The sequence below is a fragment of the uncultured Campylobacter sp. genome (assembly GCF_938045465.1).
Lineage (GTDB): Bacteria > Campylobacterota > Campylobacteria > Campylobacterales > Campylobacteraceae > Campylobacter_B.
The window spans coordinates 1-8,532 of the sequence record NZ_CALIBF010000004.1; the positions used below are offsets into that span (position 1 = coordinate 1).

The window sequence follows — 8,532 nt, forward strand, 5'->3', positions numbered from 1 at the left end:
GATAGAAAAGTGGAATCAAATAGAAAAGAATAAAAAGCTTGAAAGATATTATAAATTTGAAAAAGAGTGGCTAAAGAGGGTGAGCCATGATAAAAATAATTGATGCGCAAGCAAAATCAAAAAGGCCATATGGAAAAAAATGAGCGCTAGGATAGGTTTAATACTTTTGGTCGCATTTTAGACGGGTATGATTTTAGGGATTGACTAAATTTTAAAAATTCCAGCTATATCCGCTTTGCAAATTTGCCGTTTTAGGAGATAAAAACCGCTAAAGAATCTAAATTTAAAATTGAAATTTTGCCGCGCCACGTAAAACGCTCGAAATTAAAATTTCATCCAATCTACGCCAAAATTTTAAAAAATCTATCTTTAATCTTTGAAATTTATTATTATTTAATCAAGAGAAATTATAATATAGCATTTGCAAATCATTCGCAAAATTCTAATTTTGAATAGGGGAGAGTGATGTTTAAGAAATTTTATCTTTCAAATGCCGCGATCGCGCTAAGTTTGTGCGCCGCATTGCAACTAAACGGAGCCGAAAACAACGCTACGTCCGCAAATATCGGCGTGTCCGGCGCGAGAGCCGTAAATTTCGCAGCTTCTAAAAGCGCTTCCAGCGCGAACGCCACAAAGCTGGGCACCATCGTAGTTACCGCGACGGGCTTTGAGGATATGCTTAAAAACGAGGTTCGCAACGTCTCCGTTATCACCGCGGAGGATATGGAAAACCGCGGATACCGCGATCTGCGCGAAATTTTAGAAAAAGCGCCGGGGGTTAGCTTCCACGGCGATACGGTCGATCTGCGCGGACAGGGTCAGAAGGCAAATACCTCCGTTAAGGTCCTTCTTAACGGAGTCGCGCTCAATATGATCGACACGACGCCGACGAGCATCCCGATCGATCTCGTTTCGATCGAAGATATCGAGCGCGTGGAGATTATCCCCGGCGGCGGTAGCGTGCTTTACGGCAGCGGCACCAGCGGCGGCGTGATAAATATCATCACAAAAAAGGGTGCCAGATACCCATACGCCAATATCTCCACCAAGATCGCGTCGTATAATTACAATGATCTAAATTTGGGGCTCGGCGGAGGCGTGAGCGATAATCTATTCCTAAAAACCGCCGTTAAGGGCTTTAAGCAGCGCGGATATCGCAAGGGCGAGAAAAATACCGGCTACTACGGTTCGCTCGGGATGCATTATAAAATTTCGGACGATCAAAGCATCTCTTTCGATCCGAGTTTTTATCGCGCCAGAACCTATTCCGTGCCTACTCTGGGTCTTGCCGAGCTTAAAGCGGATCGCCGCCAGCAGGGAGGCGAGAGAACCTTTACCAAAAGTACGCGATCAAATTTTGATCTAAGCTACGCGGTAAAATTTGGCGATCGGGTAGAGATGAATCTGCATCCTTATTATCAAGATATCAGGAGCGTACAGCAGGGGTTTGTGATGAAAGACCGCAAAGAGGGGGTAAATTTAAAAGGCAAGCTCGACTACGACAGCGGCGAGTTCATAGCGGGATATGATTATCTCAAAAACAAAGGCTTTCGCAAGATTGACTTTACCACTCCGATGAATCCTATGATGAGCCTTTCGCAGCTTACGATCTTTGATATGCAAAAACTCACCCACTCGGTCTATGCTTTAGAAAAGCACAATTTCACCGAGGCGTTTTCACTTAGTGCGGGCGGGCGGTTTGAGCGCGCCGAATACAAAGTAAATCGCAGAGTTTCGACTACTATAAAAAGGATGGGAAACATAATCTCGCAGACGCAAGATAGCACCCGAGTAAGCGATCATAAGAACAACTATGCTTTTGAGATCACGCCGAATTTTAATTATTCCAAGGACGGCAATCTATATTTTAAATTTGAGCGCGGCTATATCTCCCCAGGGCCTAATCAGCTCATCGACAAGCTCGGTCGCAACGGCCCTTATGTGCTTAATAACCTCAAATCCGAAACCTTTAAAACCTACGAGATCGGTCTTAAAGATCTAATCTACGGGCAATACGTAAGCGCTACGATCTTTTGGACCGATACGAAAAACGAGATCGTAAACGAAACCCTGGGCAGCTCGATCACCGACGGTTGGCATTTTATCAATATCGACGAGACGCGCCGCAAGGGCGTGGAGCTGTATGCGGAGCAAAGCCTGCTTTCAAATTTAAAGCTCAGCGAGACCTTTTCATACGTCGACGCCAAGATCCAATCCGGCGCGAATAAAGGCAAGCAGGTTCCGCTGGTGGAGCGCTCGAAGTTCGTTTTGGGCGTCGATTACGAGCCGATTAGAAATTTAACGCTGATGAGCGATTTTAAATATTTCTCATCATCGCACGACGGCAACCACGATAGGATCGACTCGCGCACGATCGTAGATCTAGGCGCTGCGTACCGCTTCGCAAGCGGATTTTTGATAAGCGCGGGAGTCAAAAACGTCTTTGACGAGGAGTATAATTACAACCAAAATTTACGCGCAGACGTCTATACTCCGGCTCCAGGGCGCAACTATTACGCGGAGTTTAAATACACCTATTAGCGTGCGTTTAAATTTAAGCGAGGTTTGAGCTGCGAAATTTAAAATTTACAGACGGAATTTAAAATTTCGCCGCAGCGTGCTTTGCCGCCGCGAGATTAAATTTAATAAAAGGAGCGAAGATGAAACCGGACTATAAAAACTGGGTGCCTAAGGGCATGATCGCGAGCTTTGCCGCGGGTGCGGGCGTAGCGTTAGTTTTGTTTTTGATTTTCGGCGTTTGCGGCGCCTTCGTAGGCGGCGTGCTGAGGTGGTTTCTTGCGGGGCTTTTCGGCGCAGCGGCACTGGTTTTGATCGGCTTTACGATCTACTGCGTCGTGTGGTACCGCGCGTTTGATTACGGCGGCAAGCGTCAGCTCTCGCGTGCGATCGTAGAGGGCACGGCGAAATACGTGGATCTACCCGAGGGCGGGCGCGGGCTGGACGTGGGCTGCGGCAGCGGCGCGCTAACGATCGCCGTCGCCAAGCGCAACCCGCACGCATCGGTTCTGGGCGTCGATCGCTGGGGCTTTGAGTACGCGTCTTTTAACAAGCAGCTGTGCGAATCCAACGCGCGCGCCGAAGGTGTGCAAAACACTAGCTTCGAGCAGGCCGACGCCACGCAGCTGCCCTTTGAGGACGGCAGCTTCGATGCGGTTACAAGCAACTACGTCTATCATAATATCATGCGCAAGGATCGCCAGGCGCTGCTTTTAGAGACGCTCCGCGTGCTTAAAAAGGGCGGCAGCTTCGCGATCCACGATCTTTTTTCGCGCGGAAACTACGGCGACATGGATGCTTTCATCGCGCGACTTAAGGAGCAGGGCTACGAGCGGGTCGAGCTTATAGACACGACGCAGGGGCTTTTTATGGGCCCGCGCGAAGCCAAATGGCTGATGTTGGGCAGCTCAAAGCTTCTAGTGGGCAAAAAATAGAGAGCCTTTGCAAAGTTGATGATTTACTATTGCGGGCATCTTTTTTAGTTCAGCTGTTTTGACTTTGACCTACAGTAAGCCACCTAGGACTGCCGGCTTTTTAAATTTCGCCCGCATTTCGTTCACGACGAAATATCCATCTTTGCCAAAAGACTTAACCTCTGAATCGAAAAACATCTGACTGCGCGGCTCGCTCGCAAAATTTGATAGTTTACGTGGTAGACCGGGCTTCAACATCGGTATCCTCATGGCAGATTTATTATAAATTCTTAAAACCTTTTGCCATTTTAGACTACTATTTAGATAATATACGAATTAATCATTTTCTAGTATCTTTTCTTACGGCTGTTAAAAATTGATAATACAGATAGCCTAATGAAACTTTATTGAATAAAAATACAAATGAATTACGTTTTAATTCGTCGTCCATATTGCCTATATAAATATACTTCCACAAGTTGTCAAATATTTTATAAAAATATTCAATTTTAAAAGAACATGGATTGATAAATAATTCTTTTACTGCATTCAAATGAAGAAATATTGTTGTTAAAAGGCCCACCAATATAATCCACAATAATGCTAAAACCCAATTTGTAGAATGGTTTGAACTTATATGGTGCAATTTAAATACAATATAATCATCCATATTTACCCATTTGTTTTTTTCAAGATCCATTCTCTTGCTTTCTAGCTCTAAGGAATGATATTTATTGGCTTCAATTTTATTGCCGATTTTTTCAAAATTATTTTTTATAATACGATATGTTTCTTGTGACGTATGCTTTTTAGATTCAGCGCTATCAAGCCCACTTATACCGAAAAAATTGATTTCCTTATCACAACTTGTAAAGTCAAGATTTAAGCCCTTATTAAAAACAGAACCTCTAAAAGAAGTCAATTTTTCAAAAGTAATATATTTAAATTCCGCCTTTGTATTAAAAAGACATTTGTCAAATAAAGCAAGCCCTTTATACGAAATTTCTTCAAAATCAAACTTATTTTTAAAAACAACTGCTCTAAACTCTGCTAATGCTTCAAAATCAACATCTCTAATTTCAATGGAATCAACTTGAGAACTATAAATTATAAAATCACTTTTAAAAATATTATCAATGATTATTGCCTGACCAATATTTGTATTGCCAATATTAATTTTATTAACCTCATTATCTGCTATCTTAGTTATAGCGAACTGCAACAATTTGATATCATTAAAATTCAAATCAATATGCAAAGTTTTAACATTACTGAGTAAGCTTAAATTTTCAAATGTACAATTATTAAAATTTTGAGTTAACAAATAAATTTCATCAAGCTCAATATCTTGGATATTAATATTTATATTGCTATCTTTAAAATTTATATGCCAATCAGGACTAATATCTTCATTCCAAAATTTGATATCACATTTTTCAAAAATAAATGTAACAAAATGCGTACTATTTATTTCTTGAATCTCTTTTACAATTTCCTTTATTTCTTTATTAATCTTTCCAAATTTAACAATTTCCTCTTCAGTGCATAGGATATCGATACTTTTAAAACTAAAATCTTGATTTGGAAATTGCCCTGAATTTGCTGGTTGGATAACCTTTATTTCTATATTATAAGTTAATTTTGAAAAATTAACTTGCTTTTGTATTATGGATTTTAATTGTTCTTTTAGCTCATTCATTATTTACCTTTCTGCCGTTTTTACTTTGTATTTTTATCTGCGTTGCGTCTGCCTAGTTTTGCCGTTTTTGACGCTCTCACTGAGTAAAATTTGATCCTCTACGCGCAAATTTAAGCGATCGCCGCCGCTTAAATTTATTAAATTTTTCATTTTCGCTCCTGCGGATTGGTTTTAAAAATTATCGCGAAGCGGCGCTAAAAGCCGCTAAATATCGATAACGCCGAGGTGCGAGAGTAAAATTTTAACTCCGATTAGGATTAAAATCACGCCGCCTAAAACGAGCGCCTTTGAGTGCAGATATTCGCCCGTTAGCTTGCCTACGTAGCACGCCGCGACGCACAGCGCGAAGCAGACGAACCCGATTACGCAACAGGCGTAGAGGATGTTTATTTCGCCGAACGCAAAGGTCACGCCCACGGCCATCGCGTCGATGCTGGTTGCGATCGCGCCCAGCACCAGCTCCTTCGTGCTTAGGCGTAGAGCTGGCTCGTCCTGCTCGCGGCGGGATTCTGCGATCATCTTAACGCCTAAAAACGATAAAATTCCAAACGCGACGAAGTGATCGATCTGCGCGATAAATTTTACGAAATTTATCCCCAAAGCGTAGCCCGCAAGCGGCATTACAAACTGAGCCGCCGCGTAGAAAAACGCGACGCGCGCGATCTGCGCAAATTTAAAATTCGGATATTTCGCGCCGTTTGAGATACTAAGCGCGACACTGTCCATCGCAAGCGCAAAAGCGATGAGTAAAAGCTCCATATTTAGCCCTTTTGGTATTATAAAAGCGTTGATTATACATTAAAATTTCTGAAATAAAATGAACAATCTTAAATTCGGGAAAAAGTCTTGCTTAAAAATCTAATTTTTTGCCTTTTGCCGCTCATAGCGGCTGCGAGTTGGGAAGAGGTCGCCGTAAAGGGGCTAGACGTCGTCATCAGCGCAAACGTGGGCGATAGCGAAAATTTTAAAAACTCGCTAAGCACTCTAATCGAGCGCGCCGCAAGCGAATACGAGCGCGAAGGGATCGAGGACTATGAGCTTGATCTGCCGGGCTATCTTACGCAGCGTGCCGGCAAAAAAAGCATCGCCGTACAAAATATGCGCCGCCTGGCTACTCAAAAGCTAAATCCCGCGATTGAGCCGCTAAAAAATTTGATACTTACTAAAATCAAAGAGATGCCCGAGGCCGATACCAAGGCGGTTATGAGCGGCGAAGTGCTGTTTAGCCACTATCTGCGCACAAACGCCTTTGATGAAATTTACGATATTTTGCTGCCGTTCGCGCGCGCTCTAGGCTCGGACGCGGGCTTTGCCAAAAGCTACAAAAACGCCGTGGGCAAGGAGATTGCGGACGATTTCGGCAGCGAATTCAGCAGCGCCTTCATCAACGAAAGCTTTGATTTTTTGAGCAAAAACGAAAGGGAATTTCGCAAAAACTCAGGCGCGATTTTAAACGCGATAAAGACGGTCAGATAGGCGCGGCTGCGCCAAGATTTCGGCGAAATTTTACTTTAAATTTATGAAAAATTCTATCTTGGAGCCTGCGGAAAATTTTAATTTAAAATCCGCTTTAAATTTTATCTCGGATCCGGTGCGCGAGCGCGCGAAAAATATAGCTTTAAATTCTGCTTCAAATGCGGCGTTTGCGTGCGTAAAAAACACAGCGCGCGGCGGCGCGGCGAATTTTGCTCCCGCTCTCTGCTTCAAAAGAAATTTCAAATTTCAAGATGCGGATACCGCATTAAATTTTATCCGTGGGGAGAGTTTAAAGCGCGGGAGAAATTTAAAATTTCATCCTGCTTCGGCGGGTTTTGCCGCGTGCGATCATACTGCGCGCAAGTTTGCTGCGACCTATTCCGCTCCGTGCGTCAAAAATATCGAAAGAAAGCCCGTTTTAAATTCCGCAGCTCTTGCGCTGAATTTAAAACTCGCACAGAATATGAGCCGCGCCGAAAGCAAAGCCTTAAATTCCGCGAAGGCTCCCAAAATAAACCTTTGCGAAAATTCCGCAAGAAATTTCAAACGAAATTTTATATTAAATTGTGCGGAAAATTTTACTTGCAACGGCGCAAATAGCGCGAGTTCGCTAAATTGTGCAAGCGTCGTAGACGAGCCAAATTTAAGCCCCGCAAAAAACCTTGCCGATGCTCATACGCGACGCTCAAAGAAAAATTTTACTGGGGTTCTTGCAAACGATCCGGACTCCGCTCATACGCCGCAGAGCTTTGGATTTAAAAATTTAAAGGTGCTGAATTTTGCAGAGAAATCTAATTCGGCAGAGAATTCTAGCTCCGCTCGAAGCTTAAATTTCGCGCAGAATTTCGATTTCGCGCAAAGCTCTGATTCTACGCAGAGCCCTGCTACCGCGCAAAATTCTGCCTCTACGCAAAACTGCACGCAAAGCTCGAATTCCCCGCAGAGTTTCGGGAGAAATTCTAATTTTGCGCAAAGCCGCACGCAAAACCCCGCTCCGCCTAGCAGGCTGTGGGATCTGGGGCTGCTTTTCGTGGCGATCGTTTGGGGATGCACCTTCGTGCCTGTTCAGCACGCGCTGCATAGCGGCGACGTTTTTAGCTTTTTATTTTGGCGCTTTTTGGCGGCGAGCATTTTTACCTACCTTGCCTGCCTGCGCTTCGGCGTCAAATTCGACCGCGGCACGATAGGGCGGGGCGTGTTTTGCGGGCTGATGCTATTTTGCGATTTTTCCTGCCAGACCATAGCGCTTGATTATGCGCTCTCATCGACGGTGGCGTTTATTTTGGGGCTAAACGTTGTCATCGTGCCCTTTTTGATGCTTGCGTTTTTCAGCAAAAAGATCGGTGCTAGCGCCTTTGGCGGCGCGGTCGTGGCGCTTTTGGGGCTGTATTTTTTAAGCGGAGCAAGCGGCGCGGTGGGATTTGGCATAGGTGAGCGGTTGACGCTGATTTCGGCGTTTGCATACGCGCTTCACATCGTATTTACGGGCGTCTGTGCGCGCAAAAGCAATCTCTACGGCTTTGTGATCGTGCAGTTTATCTGCGTCTGCGTCTGCGCGCTGATCGCGGCGGTTTTCACTCCGCACGCGGAATTTGAAGGCGAGATAAAGGTGCTAGGAAATTTAATCTTTTCGCCGAGCTTCGACTTCGTTTTTGCGCTGGTTTTGACCTCGATCTTTGCCACCGTCGCGGCGTTTGTGATCCAAACGATGGCGCAAAATCGCGGCGTAAGCGAGATAAAAACGGTGCTGATTTTCGCGCTAGAGCCCGTAAGCGCAGGCATTATGGGGTATGCTTTCGGCGAGAAGCTAAGCGCGCTTCAAATTTTAGGTGCGGCGCTGATACTCGCAGGCATCCTGCTTAGCGAGCTGGGCGGGCTTTTAGGCGCGAAGTTTGCTAAAAATCGAGCTTGCGAAAAAGCAGACCG

7 protein-coding genes are annotated in these 8,532 nt (G+C 44.5%); 4 read left to right on the plus strand and 3 right to left on the minus strand.

Going from position 1 to position 8,532, the window contains the following annotated elements; all coding sequences use genetic code 11:
* Positions 1-465: 465 nt before the first annotated feature.
* Both Q0413_RS00170 and Q0413_RS00175 read left to right on the plus strand, forming a co-directional pair.
* Positions 466-2,541 (plus strand): TonB-dependent receptor, encoded by a 2,076-nt coding sequence (locus Q0413_RS00170; protein WP_298986062.1) that lies wholly within the window; start codon positions 466-468, stop codon positions 2,539-2,541.
* A gap of 119 nt (positions 2,542-2,660) precedes the next feature.
* Positions 2,661-3,452 carry a class I SAM-dependent methyltransferase gene (locus Q0413_RS00175; RefSeq protein ID WP_298986064.1) on the plus strand — a complete coding sequence of 264 codons (792 nt, stop codon included), beginning with the start codon at positions 2,661-2,663 and terminating at the stop codon, positions 3,450-3,452.
* Positions 3,453-3,521: 69 nt separating this feature from the next.
* Here Q0413_RS00175 and Q0413_RS00180 read toward each other — a convergent pair whose 3' ends face one another.
* The 3 genes from Q0413_RS00180 to Q0413_RS00190 form a co-directional block, all read right to left on the minus strand.
* On the minus strand, positions 3,522-3,689 hold the full coding sequence (locus Q0413_RS00180) for a hypothetical protein (protein ID WP_298986066.1): 168 nt from the start codon (positions 3,687-3,689) through the stop codon (positions 3,522-3,524).
* An 82-nt stretch (positions 3,690-3,771) separates the two neighbouring features.
* Positions 3,772-5,130 (minus strand): hypothetical protein, encoded by a 1,359-nt coding sequence (locus Q0413_RS00185; protein WP_298986068.1) that lies wholly within the window; start codon positions 5,128-5,130, stop codon positions 3,772-3,774.
* 204 nt (positions 5,131-5,334) lie between these two features.
* A complete protein-coding gene (locus Q0413_RS00190) occupies positions 5,335-5,889 on the minus strand; it encodes a manganese efflux pump MntP family protein (protein ID WP_298986072.1) in 555 nt (184 codons plus the stop codon).
* Between the two features lie 87 nt (positions 5,890-5,976).
* Here Q0413_RS00190 and Q0413_RS00195 point away from each other — a divergent pair, with 87 nt between their 5' ends.
* Both Q0413_RS00195 and Q0413_RS00200 read left to right on the plus strand, forming a co-directional pair.
* The gene (locus Q0413_RS00195; RefSeq protein ID WP_298986074.1) at positions 5,977-6,606 is read left to right on the plus strand and encodes a hypothetical protein; all 630 of its coding nucleotides are present in this window, start codon (positions 5,977-5,979) and stop codon (positions 6,604-6,606) included.
* A 43-nt stretch (positions 6,607-6,649) separates the two neighbouring features.
* Positions 6,650-8,532: DMT family transporter (locus tag Q0413_RS00200; RefSeq protein WP_298986076.1), on the plus strand; the 1,883-nt coding region annotated here is incomplete at its 3' end.